This is a genomic window from Roseateles amylovorans (genome assembly GCF_025398155.2).
In the GTDB taxonomy this organism is placed as follows: domain Bacteria; phylum Pseudomonadota; class Gammaproteobacteria; order Burkholderiales; family Burkholderiaceae_C; genus Roseateles; species Roseateles amylovorans.
On sequence record NZ_CP104562.2, the window covers coordinates 2655999 to 2671768 of the forward strand.

Consider the following 15770-nt stretch of genomic DNA (forward strand, 5'->3'; position numbering starts at 1 on the left):
ATCGGATTGGGAATGCACCTCGGACAGGTGCATCGGACAGGTGAATCAGAACGACACATCTGAACCGCGCCTCAGAACGACGCCTCAGAACGACGCATCAAGGCTGCCAATCCGGCGGTGACCGCGGAGGGCGCCGATCACGCCCGCCGCCGGTGCCGCTGCGGCTCAGGTGCCTTCCTGCTCCAGGAAGCGCTGTGCATCCAGGGCCGCCATGCATCCGGTGCCGGCGCTGGTGATGGCCTGGCGATAGATGTGATCCTGCACGTCACCCGCGGCGAACACGCCCGGCACGCTCGTCATCGTGGCAAAGCCCTCCAGGCCGCTGCGGGTGCGGATGTAGCCGTCCTTCATGTCGATCTGGCCGGTGAAGATCTCGGTGTTGGGCCGATGGCCGATCGCAATGAAGCAACCCTGCAGCTTGATGTCCTTGGTCCCGCCATCATGGGTGGACTTGACCCTGACTCCGGTGACACCGCTGGCATCGCCCAGGACCTCATCCAGGGTGCTGAACAGCTGCAGCTCGATCTTGCCGGCCTTGACCTTTTCCATCAGCTTGTCGACCAGGATCGGCTCGGCGCGGAACTTGTCGCGACGATGGATCAGGTGCACCTTGCTGGCGATGTTGGACAGGTACAGCGCCTCTTCGACCGCCGTGTTGCCACCGCCCACCACGCAGACTTCCTGCTCACGATAGAAGAAACCGTCACAGGTGGCGCAGGCGCTCACGCCGCGGCCCATGAACGATTCCTCGGACGGCAGGCCCAGGTATTGGGCCGATGCGCCGGTGGCGATGATCACCGCATCGGCCGTGTAGACGGCGCTGTCGCCGGTCAGGGTGAAGGGTCGCTTGGAGAAATCGACCGTGTTGATGTGGTCAAAGACGATCTCGGTCTGGAAGCGTTCCGCATGCTGCTGGAAGCGCTGCATCAGCTCAGGACCTTGCACGCCCATCACGTCGGCCGGCCAGTTGTCGACCTCGGTGGTGGTCATGAGCTGACCCCCTTGCGCCATGCCGGTCACCAGCAGGGGCTTGAGGTTGGCGCGGGCCGCATAGATGGCGGCGGTGAACCCGGCAGGGCCGGAGCCCAGGATCAGCAACTGGGTGTGACGTGTGGTTTGGCTCATGGTCGTACAAATGGGGATGCACACGTGTGGCGCAAGGGCCGCAAGCCTACGGCCTACACCCTATGAACAACCGTGAACAAATTGGCACAATGCATGGCATTCTAGGTGGCCCCAACGTGGGGCACCCCGATGATCGTCTTTAGACCCTAGACCCCGACAGGAGGTTCCCCTTCATGGCCATGTTGTCCAATCTGGATCTGATCCGCAGGGTCCCCTTGTTCTCCCTGTTGACCGCCGACCAGGCCCAGTCCATTGCGGACAGTGTCGTCAAGCGGCGATTCAAACGCGGCGAACTGATCGTCGAGCAGGGCACGAAATCCAACGCGCTGTTCATCCTGCTCAACGGCCGTGCCCGTGTGCTGACCGCAGACAGCCGCGGTCGCGAGGTGATCCTCGCGGTGCTGCAGCCCGGCGACTATGTCGGCGAGATGAGCCTCATCGACAACGAACCCCACTCCGCCACCGTACGTGCCGAAGTCCAGACCGACATGCTGGTGCTCGGTCGCTCCGACTTCGCCCGTGGGCTGCCCGAGCCGTCGAGCCTGGCCTACGGCATCCTGCGCGGTCTGGTGGCCCGCCTGCGCAACGCCGATCGCCAGATCGAGTCGCTGGCGCTGCTGGATGTCTACGGACGCGTGGCCCGCACGCTGCTGGACATGGCCGAGGAGGAGAAGGGCGTGAAGATCATCCGTGGCAAGGTGTCCCGCCAGGACATGGCCAAGGTCGTCGGCGCATCGCGTGAGATGGTCAGCCGGGTCATGAAGGATCTGGAAGACAAGGGCGTGATCGAGACGCTGGAGAACGGTTCCGTGGTCATCAAGGAACGGTTGCAACACGATTGAACACCTTGCGGCCCGCCTGCGGGGCTGAGGCGCGGGTGACCTGCGTCACAATGGCGGCATGAGTTTCCCCGGTTCCCTGCTGGGTGGAGAAGACTCCGCCGCCCCCTCCGAACGCCCCGCGCGCAAGCCACGCAAGGCGCCTGTAGCCGCACCTGCGCCGGTCAGTCCGCTGCGCACTCCGCTGTGGTTGCTTGGCAGCGGACTGGTGTGGTGCCTGGTGTTGCTGGCGTTGGTCAGTCATGACCGCGGCGACAGCGCCTTCAGCGTCGCCGCCGGCCAGGAGTTGACCCACAACCGGGTGGGTGCACTGGGCGCCTGGATTTCCGACCTGCTGCTGTTCGGCCTGGGCTATTCCTGCTGGTGGCTGATGCTGGTGTCGGTGCGCAGCTGGCTTGGCGGCCTGGCGCGCTTGCTGCGTGCGGACGGCACGGCCGCACCGTCCGTCAAGGAACGGATGCACACCGCCGGCGGGGTGCTGTTGCTGATGGCGGCCAGTTGCGCGCTCGAATGGACCCGGCTGTACAGCTGGGAATCGCACCTGCCCGGCCATGCCGGCGGTGTGCTGGGCTATCTGCTGGGTCCCGCCAGCATGAAGTTGCTGGGCTTTGCCGGTTCAGGTGTGGTGTGGATCGCCGCCTTGGTGATCGGTGCCTCGCTGGCGTTGAAGTTCTCCTGGCTGCGGGTTGCCGAACACATCGGCGCCTGGATCGAAGGCCTGCGTGAACGCCGCGTCGAGCGCCGCGAGATCGCCGAGGACAAGCGCGTTGGCAAGGAAGCCAAGCGAGAGCGTGAAGCGGTGGTCGAGGTCGAGCGGCTGGTGGTCGAAGAGCACCTGCCTATCGTCATCGAGCCTCCGGTGGCCGAGGCGCCGAAATCCACCCGCGTGATCAAGGAGCGCCAGCAGACGCTCTTCACCGATCCGAGCGATGCCAAGCTGCCGCAGGTCGACCTGCTGGATGCACCGCCGCCGCGGGTGGAAACGGTCACGCCGGAATCGCTGGAAATGACCAGCCGGATGATCGAGAAGAAGCTCAAGGACTTCGGCGTCGAAGTGCGCGTGGTGCTGGCATCGCCGGGTCCGGTGATCACCCGCTACGAGATCGAACCGGCCACCGGTGTGAAGGGGTCGCAGATCGTCAACCTGGCCAAGGACCTGGCCCGTTCGCTCAGCCTGACCTCGATCCGGGTGGTCGAGACGATCCCCGGCAAGAACTTCATGGCGCTGGAGCTGCCCAATGCGCGGCGCCAGACCATCCGGCTGTCCGAGATCCTGGGTTCGCAGATCTATGCGGACGCTTCTTCCGCGCTGACCATGGGCCTGGGCAAGGACATCATCGGCCAGCCGGTGGTGGCCGACCTGGCCAAGATGCCGCACTGCCTGGTGGCCGGCACCACGGGTTCGGGCAAGTCGGTGGGCATCAACGCGATGATCCTCAGCCTGCTCTACAAGGCCGAAGCCCGCGATGTCCGCTTGATCCTGATCGACCCGAAGATGCTCGAAATGAGCGTCTACGAAGGCATTCCGCACCTGCTGGCGCCGGTGGTCACCGACATGAAGCAGGCGGCCAATGCGCTGAACTGGTGTGTCGGCGAGATGGAGCGGCGCTACAAGCTGATGTCCAAGCTGGGCGTGCGCAACCTGGCCGGCTACAACAAGAAGATCACCGAAGCCGCCGAGCGCGAGGAAAAGCTGCCCAACCCGTTCAGCCTCACGCCGGAAGAGCCGGAGCCGCTCGATCGTCTGCCTCACATCGTCGTGGTGATCGACGAACTGGCCGACCTGATGATGGTGGTCGGCAAGAAGATCGAAGAGCTGATCGCCCGCCTGGCGCAAAAGGCTCGGGCGGCGGGCATCCACCTGATCCTCGCCACCCAGCGTCCGTCGGTGGACGTCATCACCGGCCTGATCAAGGCCAACATTCCCACCCGCCTGTCCTTCCAGGTCAGCAGCAAGATCGACAGCCGCACCATCCTGGACCAGATGGGCGCCGAAGCCTTGCTCGGCATGGGTGACATGCTCTACATGCCCTCCGGCACCGGCCTGCCGGTGCGGGTCCACGGCGCCTTCGTCAGCGACGACGAAGTCCATCGCGTGGTCGAATACCTGAAGGAGCAGGGCGGTGAGCCCAACTACATCGAAGGCATTCTGGAAGGCGGCGTGCTCGACGGCGATGGCGGCGGCGATGGCCTCCCAGGCCTGACCGCCGGCGGCGAGGGCGAATCCGACCCGATGTACGACCAGGCCGTGGCTGTCGTGCTGCAGCACAAGCGGGCCTCGATCTCGCTGGTGCAGCGTCATCTGCGCATCGGCTATAACCGGGCAGCCCGTTTGCTGGAGCAGATGGAGAAATCCGGCCTGGTGTCGTCGATGGCCACCAACGGCAACCGCGACATCATCGTGCCCAAGCGCGACGAAGGCTGACCCTGCAGCGATCCTCCTATCCCATGACTGTGCTCTCCACCTTGTCTGCCTTGACCTCTCTTGCCGCCCTGGCGCGCTCGTGCGAACCGCATCGATCGGCCCCGTGGCGCTTCCTGACCGGGATGATCCGATCGTCCGGTGCGGCTTCAAGCGGGGGCGCAGTGCGCGCGCTGGTGGGCGTGGCGTTGGTGAGCCTGGCCTCCCTGGCGCAGGCCGATGGTGTCAGCGCGCTGCAGACCTTCATCAGCGAGGTCAAGAGCGGTCGCGCCACCTTCACCCAGACGGTGACGTCGCCCGATGGCAAGCGCAAGAAGAACACCACCGGCAGCTTCGAGTTCCAGCGGCCCAACCAGTTCCGCTTTGCCTACGACAAGCCGGCCGAGCAACTGATCGTGGGCGATGGCAAGAAGGTCTGGGTGTATGACCCGGACCTGTCGCAGGCCAGCGTGCGCAACATGGATCAGGCCCTGGGTGCGACGCCGGTGGCGCTGCTGGCCGGCGGCGACCTGTCGCGCGACTTCACGCTCAAGGCCCAGCCCAGCGAGCAAGGGGTGGACTGGGTGCTCGCCACGCCCAAGCGCAGCGATGGCGGTCTGCAGAGCCTGCGCCTGGGTTTCAAGGGGCGCGAGCTGACGGCGCTGGACATCGTCGATGCGTTCGGCCAGCGGTCGGTGATGCAGTTCAGCGCGGTGCAGGTCAATGCGAAGATCGCGCCTGATCGGTTCCGTTTCGATCCTCCGGCCGGCACCGACGTGCTGCAGCAGCCCTGAATCCCCCGGCGGTGGACCCGCTCGCCTGAGGCGGCTCGCCCACCGCTTTCCGTCATGAGCAACGCATCCCTGTTTCCGGACGAGTTCGATCCCGTCCCGTCCTCGCCCCCGGCCGCCACGACGCCCAACGCTCATGCCCCGCTGCCGGAGCGCCTGCGCCCGCGCAAGCTGGAAGACGTGGTGGGCCAGCGCCATCTGCTGGGCGAGGGCATGCCGCTGCGTGTCGCCCTGGAGAGCGGTCGGCCGCACTCGATGATCCTGTGGGGTCCGCCGGGCGTGGGCAAGACCACGCTGGCGCGCTTGATGACGCAGCATTTCGATGCGCAGTTCATCGCCATCTCGGCCGTCCTGGGCGGTGTGAAGGACATCCGCGAGGCGGTGGAGCGTGCACAGGCGGCGGCCGGCCAAGGCCGTCGGACCATCGTGTTCGTGGACGAGGTCCATCGCTTCAACAAGGCGCAGCAGGATGCGTTCCTGCCGCATGTCGAGTCCGGCCTGTTCAGTTTCATCGGCGCGACCACCGAGAACCCATCGTTCGAGGTGAATTCCGCGCTGTTGTCCCGGGCCACGGTGCATGTGCTCAAGGCGCTGGACGAGCAGGACATGCGCGAGCTGCTGGCCCGCGGCGGTGCGATGCTGCACAGCCCGGCGTTGACCGATGCGGCGGCGCAGCGGCTGATCGGTTATGCCGACGGCGATGCGCGTCGGCTGCTCAACACCTTGGAGACGGTGGCGCAGTTGACGCCCGCCGGCACGACGGAGATCGACGAGACCCTGCTCGAGCGCACCCTCGGTGAGCAATTGCGGCGCTACGACAAGGGCGGCGACCAGTTCTACGACGTCATCTCGGCGCTGCACAAGTCGGTGCGAGGCTCCAATCCGGATGCGGCGCTGTATTGGCTGGTGCGGATGCTGGATGGCGGCGTCGATGCCCGCTACATCACCCGGCGACTGATCCGCATGGCCAGCGAAGACATCGGCAATGCCGACCCGCGGGCGCTGCGCCTGTGTCTGGATGCGGCCGAGACCTATGAGCGGCTCGGCTCGCCCGAAGGTGAGCTCACCTTGGCGCAGGCGGTGGTTTATCTGGCGATCGCACCCAAGTCCAACGCCGTCTACAACGCCTACAACCAGGTGCGCGCGCTGATCAAGCAGGACAGCTCCCGCCCGGTTCCCGTGCACCTGCGCAACGCGCCGACGCGGCTGATGAAGGAACTGGGCTATGGCAAGGCCTATCGCTATGCGCATGATTTCCCCGGCGCGTATGTGGCCGGCGAACAGTACCTGCCGGATGGGCTGGAAGACCAGCGCTTCTATCAGCCGGTGCCGCGCGGCCTGGAGCTGCGCATCGGCGATCGGCTCAATGAGCTGCGCCGGCTCGATGCCGATGCCGATGCCCCTCGTGGGGACGGCAGCGCGCGGCAGGGCCGAGCCCGCACCGGCGGCGCGGCTCAACCCAGCCGCGATCGCGATCGCGCTCGGGACGCCGAGCCGGACCGTCAGCGCGAGCAGGATCGCCACGGCGATCTCGGCGGCGACGAGGGCTGAGCGCACATGCGGGCGATCCGACTTCGCGCAGCAGCGCTGCTGGCGGCGCCCCGCAGCGGTTGGCGTTGCACCGTGCATGGCCTGCGGTTCGTTCGGGCGATGGGGAGGTCGGCCGTTGGCGCGGTGCGTTCGGTGTGCGGGGTGATGTTGACGGCGGCTGTCCTGAGCCAGGTCAGCGCAGAGGCGGCACCTCGCCGCTCTATCGGGGCTGGGCCGCAGGCGGGGGCGTCGACCACGGCGTCGTCGCCGGTCTCCTCCGCAGCCGGGCCAGCGGTGGGGCCCTCCACAGCGTCCTCCCCATCCCCATCAGCCGCCACGGCCGCCGCATCGGTCACAGCGCCCATGGCACCGCCCGAAGGGCCGACGCTCAACCGCATCCGTCAAACGGGCGTGGTCGTGATGGGGTATCGGCCGGCCTCGCTGCCGTTTTCCTACTTGGATGCGCAGCTCAAGCCGATTGGCTACACGGTGGAGTTGTGTGACCGGATCATTGCCGCGCTGCGGGTGCGGCTCAAGCTGCCGGACCTGGAGGTGCGGCGCGTGGCGGTCGGGTCAGCCACGCGGCTGCCGATGGTCACCAACGGGACGCTGGACCTGGAGTGCGGCATCACCACCAACACCGCCGAACGGGCGCGCAGCCAGGCGTTTTCGGTGACCATCTTCGTCGCGGAAACCAAGCTGATGACGCGCGATGGCGAGCGGGTGCAAAGCCTGGCGGACCTTCGGGGCCGACCGGTGGCCAGCACCATCGGCACCACCAGCATCCAAACCCTGGCGCGCATCAACGAGCAGCAGCAACTGGGCATCCGCATCGTGGCGGGACTGGATGACCCGGACGCCTTCCAACTGCTGCGCAGCGGCCGCGCGCAGGCCTTCCTGATGGACGACGTGCTGTTGCGCAGCCTGCTGGCTCAGCAGGGGGGCTCGCTGTCCGCGGATGGTTATCTCATCTCCGAGCGCGCGTTGACGGTGGAGCCCTACGCCATCGGCCTGAACCGAGATGATCCGGCGTTCAAGGTCCTGGTGGATGAGGTGATCACCGGCCTGTTCCGCAGCGGCGAGATCGCGACGATCTATCGCCGCTGGTTCGAATCCCCGCTGCCGCCCAACGGCATCAACCTGAAGATGCCGATGAGCGCGGCCTTCCGGCGCGTGGTCGCGCAGCCGACCGACACCCCGGATCCTGAACATTACCGTTGAGGTGGCGCTTGCTGCGCTGGTTGCACTGGTTGTACTGGTTGCGGACAAGATCAGTGCCTGCGGGCCTCGGCACGATCCTGTGGGGCCTTGACGGCCTCTGTGCGCGCGGCATGGCGGCGGCGCTCGGCGCGAGAGGATGCCCCTGACGGCGTCGTGCCGCCCACCGACGAATCCTGAAACGCCGAATCTCGGGGTTGGGTGTCCCGGTATCGCGGGTCGGGCTGTGCGGGGTCATGGCGCCGCGCCTCACGCACACGCTTGACCCGGCGCAGCCACGGTGCGGCCCACCGCTTGAGCCGCCGGCCGAGTGCGCGGACCAGGCGATGCAGGGGATCGCGGGCGGTGGGTGCATACGCATACTGGGCCAGCACTCGCACCTCGACCTCGGTGCCACCCTGCGCGCCCGCACGGATCCGCAGGGTGCCTTGCAGGCGTTTGGCGCGTTCGAACATGCCGCGGATGCCGTGATGGCCGGGGCGTCCGTCCAGGTGGCCGATCGCAGGATCCAGGCCCCTGCCGTCGTCGGCCACCTGCACGGTGACCCCGCGCTCGTCATAGCGAAGGTGCACCGACAGGGTCGTCGCACTGGCATGGCGCACCGCGTTGCAAAGCGCTTCCCGGGCGATCATGAGCAACTCGTCGTGCACGAACTCGCGAAGGGCGCGCTCATTGCCGTCGATCTGCATGACGACCGCCAGCTTGTCGTCCGCCAGTTCGGTGACGATCCGGGTCAGGTCGGCCCCCAGCGGTCCGTGGTTGGCCCGCAGGTCGGACACCCGGTCGCGCGCGGCGGCAATCAGGTTCTCGGCATTGGCCAGCGCCCGTTCCATCTTGTCATTGATCTCCGGTGCGTCCACGCGGCGCGCCACACGGTTGAACTGCAGCACCAGGCCCTGCACGCCCTGCAGCAGCGTGTCGTGGAGCTCGCGGGCGATCCGCTCGCGCTCGAGATGGCGCTCTTCCAGGCGCAGCCGCACCTGCTTGGCGATGGCGCGGATGCGCAGCCGGTAGGCCAGCCATCCCAGCAGCAGCAGCGAACACAGGCAGGCCAGCGCGAAGCCTCGGGTCTGAAACCATGTCGGCGCAATGCTGAAGCGCAGGTTCGCCCCGGACGCGTCCCAGACGCCGTCGCCGTTGGCGGCCATCACCTGGAAGCGATACTCCCCCGGCGCGAGGTTGGCGTAGGTGGCCTCGCGCTGCGCGCCGGCATCGTGCCAATCCCGATCGACGCCTTCCAATCGGTAGCGGAAGCGCGCACGGTCCGCCGCAACCAGCGTGATCGCGGTGTACCGCAGCGTCAGGCTGGTGGTGCCGGCGGGCAGGGTGAGTGCGTCGTCGGCCATGTAGGTGCGCTCGCCGGTGCGAATGTTCAGCACCTCGGTGTGTGGCGGTCGTTCATTGCGCGGCAGCGCGGCCGGGTCGAGCCAGGCGATGCCTCGGTTGGTCGTGAACCACAGGCGACCGCGGCCGTCACGCAAGGCCGTCGGTACTGCAGTGGCCTGCAGCGCGACCCCGGGCAGGCCGTCACGGCGATCCAGTAACCGATAGTTCATCGCGGCGGAAGGCTTCGCGAAATTGGATGCCACGTCCGCCGACGGCATCTGGATGACACCTCGGCCGCCGCTGAGCCACAGGTCGCCGTCCAGTGATTCGATGATGCCGGTGACATTGCCGAAGGCGCTGTCCTGCACGTCGGTGATGGCATGGAAGCGCTTTCCGTCGAAGAGGGCGACGCCGCTTTCACCGGCGATCAGCAGCCGACGATCGCTGACATACACCGTGGTGGCGCGGCCGATCGCCAGGCCCTGTTCCAGCCCGTAGACCGTGCTTTGGCCGGCCCTGCGATGGATGACCTGGTCCTCGCTGGCCAGCCAGAGCGAGCCGTCTGGGCCGCGGCCCATGGCCCGTGGCGCCGGCAGGTCCTTCAGGCGTTCGTCCTTCACGACGCCGCTGGGCGTGGCATGGTAGATGCCGTCGTCCAGGACCGACAGCCACAGGCCGTCTTCGCCATCCGGTGTCATCGCCACCGCCAGGACGCCCGACAGATGCGGCGGCAGCGGCACGTGGCGCAGGTCGCTGCCCTTGCGGCGGATCAGCTCCGACTCGCGGCGCCACCACAGGGCACCGTCCGCACTGGCGATCGACGTCCGGGTGGGAATCGGGCCGGTGAGGGCCACCTCGGGTGTCGGCGGATCCACGGCGAACGCCTCCCGCAGGTTCCCGGCGACCACCCCCTTGCCATGCGCCAGAACGGCATAGCCGCCCACGGAGGTGGCGGAAAGGCTCTGCACCTCATGCAGGCGCTTCTTCTGGAAACTGGATATGCCGTTGTTGGTGCCGACCCAGACCGTCCCTTCACGGTCCTCGATGATCGGGACCACCACGTTGGCGGGCAAGCCCTGGTCGCGGTCGAACTTCTCCAGCGGATCATCGGGCGAGAGGGGGCGGTCGGTCGGCACGGCCTCCGGATGCAGGAGCCGCCAGACGCCGGCGCCGGACACCGTCAGCCACAGGCTGCCGTCGCGCGCGAACAGCATCTGCTTGGCATAGCCAAAGGCCGGGGTGGGAAATGTATCGGTGGACGGCTGGGGTGGCGGTCCCTTCGGCTCGGCCGGCCGTGAACTCCTTGAGTCAGTGGCCCAGAGCTCGGGCAGCGGGCGAATGCCATAGAGCGACTCGCTGAGCCAGATCCGGCCGCTTCGATCTTCCGCAACGATGCCGTACTCCGCGATGCGGATGCCGGTGTCCTCGAATCGCTGAGCGCCTGGACGCAGGAACATCAGTCGACGGCCGGTACAGACCCACAAGATCCCACGGCTGTCGACGAACACGTAGTACGCCCCCTCATCGCCCAGCCCCCAGCCCGACGTCGCGGCTTGCCAGCGGCCGTCGACGAAACGCGCCAATCCGCCACTGGCTGCGGCCCAGAGGACGCCGTCCCCCGTCAGGGCGAACCGAAGGACCTTGCCCGGAGGAAGCCCCTGCTTGGGACCGTAGAGCGTGGCGCGGCCGTCTCGCAGGCGGGCTGTGCCGCCACCGTGAAAGCCCAGCCAGATGTCGCCATCGGCCATCAACTTCAGCCCGTTGATGTTGGAGGAGGTCAGCCGTTCACCTTCGCGCAACGGATAGCGATCAAACCGCAGGCCGTCGAATCGGAACAGGCCCATGCCGGTGCCCAGCCACAGCACGCCGTCGTCGGCCTGCGACAGGGTCCAGATGTCGGCGGGCGCGCCGTCGTTCACCAGCAGCGGCGTGTGGGCGTAGTCGGTGAGTTTGGACGCGGCCAGCGCCGCGGTGGCGCCCAAAGACAAGGCCCCAGCCAGCGCGGCGGTGCAAAGCGCCACCATCACGGCCTGAACGCGTTTCAGGGCACCAGCGGGCACCTCGGGCACGGATGTGGGCATTGCTGCGCTCGTCATCCTCCGCAGGTTCTGCCGCGTCGTCGCCAGGCCCAGCAACGTCGACCGCAGCCGCAACCACAACCACAACCGCAACCGCAATGGAAGGCGCTGTGGGTGCTCAGCCTGCGGCGGTGCAACGTCGATGGCTCCGGAACGGTGGGAGCACGTCGAGCGATGGGCGTGGCAGGGCAGTGGTGATCGCATGAAGACGGAGTGGGTTCCGGAAGTATGCCCGATGAGCTCTTTTCCGCTGGGCCCCCATCGGGGAGAGGCCATATCCGGAAAGGCACGCTGTGCGCCCACGGCTGCGCCGTCGAGCGGGCCCGTCCGGCATGGCGATTGCCGACAAGACCTCATTCATCGACCACACCAGGAGATCGACATGAACGACGTTCAAAAGCGGGATGCGAACCTTGATCCCATCACCAAGGAGCCCGGCGCTCATCCGGTGGGCACCGGACTGGGCGCCGTGGTGGGCGGCATGGCTGCGGGTGCCGCCACAGGTACCGTGGCTGGCCCGTTGGGCACGGCGGTAGGCGCCGCCGTCGGTGCGGTGGTGGGTGGCCTGGCCGGCAAGGGCGTGGCCGAGGCCATCGATCCCACCGCCGAAGCGGCGTACTGGCGGGAAAACTACGGCATGCGACCGTATGTCGAAGACAAGGCCAACTTCGACGACTACGGGCCTGCCTATGCCTATGGTGTCGACGCCTTCAGTCGCTATCCGGACCGTGACTTCGACGACTTCGAAAGCGAACTGCACCGCGACTGGGGTCAACAGCGCCGAACCTCGTCGCTGGATTGGGACCGGGCTCGTCCGGCCGCTCGCGATGCATGGGATCGGGTGAAGTCCTCCTCCAACATGCCGCCGGCCACGCGCTGAGCGAGCACAAGGCGCAGGCGTCTCACCCCGGCTGGGCGCCTGCGCCTCCCAATGCCTGGCCCGCTGAAACGAACAAGCGCAGGCGTCTCCTTCGCTGATCGGCCGATCCGCTGATCCGCTGATCCTCCCTCATACCCCCTACCCAAACCCTGTACCACCAAGCCCAGAGTTCAGAGTTCAGAGTCCTGAACCTTGGGTGCTTTGGCGGTCGCTGTATTCGAGGTTTTCGGGGAATGGTTTGGTGGAAGTTCTCGGTCTGTCGGGGCGGACCGACCCGGGCCCTCTTTCGGAAGTATTAGGGGGAATTCGACTGCCGACAGGCAGGCGAAGGAGGACATGGAGAAAGAGGGCCCGGGTTGGTCCGGCCCGACGCGCGGTGCGGGGTGTGTGTAGTGGCTGGCCGCAAGGAGCTCCAGCCGTTATTTCTAGGTTTCTTCCACGGCTCTGCGGAGCGCATCCATGGGGTCTTCGCGCTCGCTGGGGTTTGAGGAACCCGGCCCGGAGGCTGCACCAGACGCTGCACCGGACGCCGCATCAGAGGCCGCATCAGGCAGCCCGAACAACCGCCGCGTCTCCTCATCGGATTCCTGACCTCGCCCTCCTTGACCGGCGTCGATGTTCTGAAGCATCTCGGTGGCCTTGTCGAGATCGCCGGCTTCTTCCTTGTCCAGGAAGGCGGTCACGGTGACCGGGAACAAGATCACCACGGCCACCAGCATCAGTTGCATCAGCACCCAGGGGATGGCGCCGAGGTAGATGTCGTTGGATTCGATGCGCCGGGGCAGGGCCTTGTTCTTGTAGAGCGTGTCGGCGATGCCGCGCAGGTAGAACAGGGCGAAGCCGAACGGCGGATGCATGAAGCTGGTCTGCATGTTCACGCACAGCATCACGCCGAACCAGACCAGATCGATGCCCAGGGTGTGGGCGACCGGTCCCAGCAGCGGCAGGATGATGAAGGCGATCTCGAAGAAATCGAGGAAGAACGCCAGGAAGAAGATGAACAGGTTCACTGCGATCAGGAAGCCGATCTGACCGCCCGGCAGATTGAGCAGCATGTGCTCGATCCACACGCCGCCTTCGACGCCCTGGAACACCAGCGAAAAGATGCGCGAGCCGATCAGGATGAAGACCACCATCGCAGTGATGCGCATGGTGCCGATGGTGGCTTCCTTCACCACCGGCCAGCTCAGCCGCCGGTGCAGGGCCGCCAGGATGAAGGCGCCCACGGCGCCCATGGCGCTGGCTTCGGTGGGCGTGCAGATGGCGGTGTCGATGCCGGGCAGCCCGCCCATCGATCCCAGCACGGCGAAGATCAGGATGGCCGATGGAATGATGCCGCGCAGGCACTTCTTCCACAGCGCCCAGCCGTGCAGGGTGCGTGCCGAGGCCGGCACGCCGGGGACGTGATCGGGCTTGATGCGCGACAGCGCGAAGGTGTAGAGCGCGAAGATCAACACCTGAAGGATCGACGGCCCCCAGGCGCCCTTGTACATGTCGCCGACCGGGCGTCCGAGCTGTTCCGCCAGCACCACCAGCACGAGGGACGGCGGCACCAGTTGCGTGATGGTGCCGGAGGCTGCCAGCACGCCGGTGGCATACCGCATGTTGTAGCCGTAGCGCATCATCACCGGCAGCGAGATCATCGCCATCGCGATGACCTGGCCCGCCACCGTGCCGGTGATCGCACCCAGGATGAAACCCACAATGATCACCGAATAGCCCAGCCCGCCGCGCACCGGTCCGAACAACTGGCCCATCGAATCGAGCATGTCCTCGGCCAGCCCGCATTTTTCGAGCAGCGTGCCCATCAGGGTGAAGAACGGGATCGCCAGCAGAAGCTCGTTGGACAGGATGCCGAACACGTTCTGCGGCAAGGCCGACATGAATGCCACCGGGAACCATCCCTGGCTCACCGCGAACAGCCCGCAGGCCAAGCCCAGCGCCGCCAGTGAGAACGCCACTGGAAAGCCGATCAGCATGATCAGGATCAGCCCCGCGAACATCAGCGGGGGGAACTGCGCCATCGTGATCATTGCAGCGGCCTCTCGTAGTGGATGTCCATCTCATGCCGATGGGCCAGCCAAGCGACGCGCTTGATGATCTCCGACACGCCCTGCAGCGACAGCAGTGCGAAGCCCAAAGGCAGCATCAGCGCAGCCGGCCAGCGGATCAATCCACCGGCGTTGCCGGAGACCTCGCCGCTGCTCAGGAGCCGCCACCCGTAGCCGATCCACCCCAGCGTGGCGATGCGGTCGTCGGCGCGAAGACCGGAGGTGAGCTTCACCACGAAGAAGTCCCAGGACAGCACACCGGCCACCACCATCACCGGCAGCAGGAAGACGATCAGCCCGAAGAGGTCCACCAGCACCTTGCCGCGTCCGCCCAGGCGGCCGTAGAGGAGGTCGACACGGACATGCTCATTGAGCCGAAGGACCTGCGACGCGCCCAGCATCACGCAGGCGGCGAACAGATACCACTGGATTTCGAGGAAGGCGTTGGAGCTGATGTCCAGGCCGTAGCGGATCACCGCATTGGCGGCACTGATCAGGCACGACAGCAGAACGGCGCCGGCGGCAAGGAGGCCGAATCGGTCCGTCAGTCCGTCAATGCCCTTGGCGAAAGCGAGCAGGGCGTTCATCACTCAGATTCCGAGTTGTCTCCTGGCCTCCCGTCGACGGCGCGGGATGGCTCTGACCGTTCGGGCGGCCTCGTCGCACTGTAGCCAGCGCGCGTGGAGCGGGATCTGAAATCAGCGGCCGATTCGGGAAAGCACCAGGGCGTGTGTTGCGGCGCGGTAGCAGGGGCGTCCGGGATCCGGTGGGGCCATTGGCCTTGCCCGCAGAAGCTGTCGAGCGCGCTTGGATTGGGAAGCCCGCGGTGCAGGCGATAGGCGATCGCTCAGAGCGGCGCAAGCCCGTGACGGGCGCGCGCCCGGTTGCACGCCTCATCCCCCAGGCCCAATGGCGCCCGCAGTCCAAACTCTCGGCAAGGAGACGGGCGCCATTCATAAATGCCGCAACCCGCATGCTCACCCACCTTGCCAGTGAGCGCCGCACAGCGCGGCTGCGCATGATCCGTCCCGCGCATCCGGCTCAAGCTGTCGTTGAGCGACACCGTCAATCCGTCCGGCACCGTCCCGCCTTCGCTCAGCAACTCCTGGCGCGAAAAATCGACTCGGAAGGTCGCGCAGCAGGCGCCGCAACGGGTGCATGGATTGTCCGCGCCAGCACCCCTCGGGGACGTGGCGCTCTCATCGTGGGTGGCGGGGGACTGGGACATGCCCCGCAGTTTAGGTCTTGATCTTGGGGGTGAGTCGTTTGCCGACACCGCCCTCATGCTGGCCGCGAGCACCTCACCCTCGGGGCAGGCTGACCCGGGCCCTCTTTCTCCATGTCCTCCTTCGCCTGCCTGTCCGCAGTCGAATTCCCCCTGATTGGGACGCGTTGGCCATCACCGCCCTCATGCCGGCCACGAGCACCTCACCCTCGGGGCAGGCTGACCCGGGCCCTCTTTCTCCATGTCCTCCTTCGCCTGCCTCTCGGCAGTCGAATTCCCCCTAATACTTCCGAAAGAGGGCCCGGG

Annotated in this window: 11 protein-coding genes; 6 read left to right on the forward strand and 5 right to left on the reverse strand. The window is 66.7% G+C overall.

The window, feature by feature from the left end:
- Window positions 1-165 precede the first annotated feature (165 nt).
- A complete protein-coding gene (gene trxB / locus N4261_RS11240; RefSeq protein WP_261760227.1) occupies window positions 166-1125 on the reverse strand; it encodes a thioredoxin-disulfide reductase in 960 nt (319 codons plus the stop codon).
- Window positions 1126-1298: 173 nt separating this feature from the next.
- On the opposite strand from trxB, the gene N4261_RS11245 reads away from it, so the two are divergent.
- From N4261_RS11245 to N4261_RS11265, 5 genes are all read left to right on the forward strand, one after another.
- Window positions 1299-1967: a Crp/Fnr family transcriptional regulator gene (locus N4261_RS11245; RefSeq protein WP_261760228.1), complete on the forward strand. Its 669-nt coding sequence runs from the start codon at window positions 1299-1301 to the stop codon at window positions 1965-1967.
- Between the two features lie 58 nt (window positions 1968-2025).
- The gene (locus N4261_RS11250) at window positions 2026-4389 is read left to right on the forward strand and encodes a DNA translocase FtsK (RefSeq protein WP_261760229.1); all 2364 of its coding nucleotides are present in this window, start codon (window positions 2026-2028) and stop codon (window positions 4387-4389) included.
- A 122-nt stretch (window positions 4390-4511) separates the two neighbouring features.
- The gene (gene lolA / locus N4261_RS11255; protein WP_261760682.1) at window positions 4512-5159 is read left to right on the forward strand and encodes an outer membrane lipoprotein periplasmic chaperone LolA; all 648 of its coding nucleotides are present in this window, start codon (window positions 4512-4514) and stop codon (window positions 5157-5159) included.
- A gap of 54 nt (window positions 5160-5213) precedes the next feature.
- Window positions 5214-6707, forward strand: coding sequence for a replication-associated recombination protein A (locus N4261_RS11260; RefSeq protein WP_261760230.1), 1494 nt, complete (start codon window positions 5214-5216; stop codon window positions 6705-6707).
- Between the two features lie 342 nt (window positions 6708-7049).
- Window positions 7050-7907, forward strand: a complete 858-nt coding sequence (locus N4261_RS11265) for an amino acid ABC transporter substrate-binding protein (protein WP_261760231.1) — start codon at window positions 7050-7052, stop codon at window positions 7905-7907.
- Between the two features lie 50 nt (window positions 7908-7957).
- Here the strand turns inward: N4261_RS11265 and N4261_RS11270 are convergent, their stop codons facing one another.
- Window positions 7958-11311: a sensor histidine kinase gene (locus N4261_RS11270; RefSeq protein WP_261760232.1), complete on the reverse strand. Its 3354-nt coding sequence runs from the start codon at window positions 11309-11311 to the stop codon at window positions 7958-7960.
- A 379-nt stretch (window positions 11312-11690) separates the two neighbouring features.
- Between N4261_RS11270 and N4261_RS11275 the strand changes: the two genes are divergently transcribed.
- Window positions 11691-12188, forward strand: a complete 498-nt coding sequence (locus tag N4261_RS11275; RefSeq protein WP_261760233.1) for a hypothetical protein — start codon at window positions 11691-11693, stop codon at window positions 12186-12188.
- Window positions 12189-12613: 425 nt separating this feature from the next.
- Here N4261_RS11275 and N4261_RS11280 read toward each other — a convergent pair whose 3' ends face one another.
- The 3 genes from N4261_RS11280 to N4261_RS11290 form a co-directional block, all read right to left on the reverse strand.
- Entirely contained in the window at window positions 12614-14221 is a 1608-nt protein-coding gene (locus tag N4261_RS11280; protein ID WP_435532031.1) for a TRAP transporter large permease, read from the reverse strand.
- On the reverse strand, window positions 14218-14826 hold the full coding sequence (locus tag N4261_RS11285) for a TRAP transporter small permease subunit (protein ID WP_261760234.1): 609 nt from the start codon (window positions 14824-14826) through the stop codon (window positions 14218-14220). The genes N4261_RS11280 and N4261_RS11285 overlap by 4 nt, the downstream gene beginning before the upstream one ends.
- A gap of 260 nt (window positions 14827-15086) precedes the next feature.
- Entirely contained in the window at window positions 15087-15467 is a 381-nt protein-coding gene (locus N4261_RS11290; protein WP_261760235.1) for a YkgJ family cysteine cluster protein, read from the reverse strand.
- Window positions 15468-15770: the final 303 nt, after the last annotated feature.